The following is a 1,253-nucleotide window of genomic DNA, read 5'->3' on the forward strand; positions in this document are numbered from 1 at the left end:
GGGACTGTCAACTTAACGGTGTAACTGGATCTTGATGGGTTACTTGCGGCCTGCGGACAGGCGGCCTTCGAAGGTGATCTCGAAGGCGTTCAGGGCGGCTTTCCAGCGGGTGATCCAGCGGCGTTGACCGGTGCCGGTCGGGTCCAGGGCCATCACGGCGAGGTACACGCATTTCAGTGCGGCTTGCTCGTTCGGGAAGTGCCCGCGGGCTCGCACGGCCCGGCGGATGCGGGCGTTGACTGACTCGATCGCGTTCGTCGAGCAGATCACCTTGCGGATCTCGGTGTCGAAGGTCAAAAACGGGACGAACTCGGCCCAGGCGTTCTCCCAGAGCCGGACGATCGCCGGGTACTTCTTGCCCCATGCCTCAGCGAACTCCAGGAAACGATCGGTCGCGGCGGCCTCGGTCGGTGCGGTGTAGACCGGCCGCAGCGCTTTGGCGATCTTCTCCCAGTCCTGGCGGGCCGCGTAACGGAAGGAGTTACGCAGAAGGTGCACGATGCAGGTCTGGACCACGGTCTGTGGCCATACCGTGTTGATCGCGTCAGGCAGGCCGGTGAGCCCGTCGCAGACTGCCATCAGCACGTCCTCAACGCCGCGGTTCTTCAGCTCGGTGCACACGGAGAACCAGAACTTGGCACCCTCGCCGCCGTCGCCGGCCCACAAGCCGAGGATGTCGCGAGTCCCGTCGACGGTGACCGCCAACGCGACGTAGATCGGCCGGTTCGCGACCTTACCGTCCCTGACCTTGACGTTGATGGCATCGAGAAACACGACTGGGTAGACACGATCCAGGGGCCGGTTCTGCCACTCGGCCATGCCGTCCATGACCTTGTCGGTGATCGTGGAGATCGTCTGCCGCGACACGTCGGCGCCATAGACTTCGGCCAGGTGAGCGCTGATCTCACCGGTGGTCAGGCCCTTCGCCGACAGCGACAGGACCATGTCCTCCACGCCGGTCAGCCGCCGCTGCCGCTTGCGGACGATCTGCGGCTCGAATGAGCCGTCGCGATCGCGTGGCACAACGATCTCGACCGGGCCGACATCGGTCAGCACCGTCTTCGTCCTCGACCCGTTGCGGGAGTTCCCGCCGTCCTTACCAGCAGGATCGTGTTTTTCGTAGCCGAGGTGGTCGGTGATTTCACCGTCCATCGCAGCCTCGATCACACGCTTGGTCAGCTGCTGCAGCAGCCCGCCCTCACCGGTCAGTTGCAGGCCCGAGGTCCGGGCCTGCTCGACGAGCTGGCCGATCA

1 protein-coding gene is annotated in these 1,253 nt (G+C 64.8%); it reads right to left on the minus strand.

The window, feature by feature from the left end:
* Positions 1 to 39: 39 nt before the first annotated feature.
* The gene (locus F8271_RS31410) at positions 40 to 1,251 is read right to left on the minus strand and encodes an IS256 family transposase (RefSeq protein WP_151493394.1); all 1,212 of its coding nucleotides are present in this window, start codon (positions 1,249 to 1,251) and stop codon (positions 40 to 42) included.
* Positions 1,252 to 1,253 lie beyond the last annotated feature (2 nt).

The organism is Micromonospora sp. ALFpr18c (assembly GCF_008868155.1).
GTDB lineage: Bacteria > Actinomycetota > Actinomycetes > Mycobacteriales > Micromonosporaceae > Micromonospora.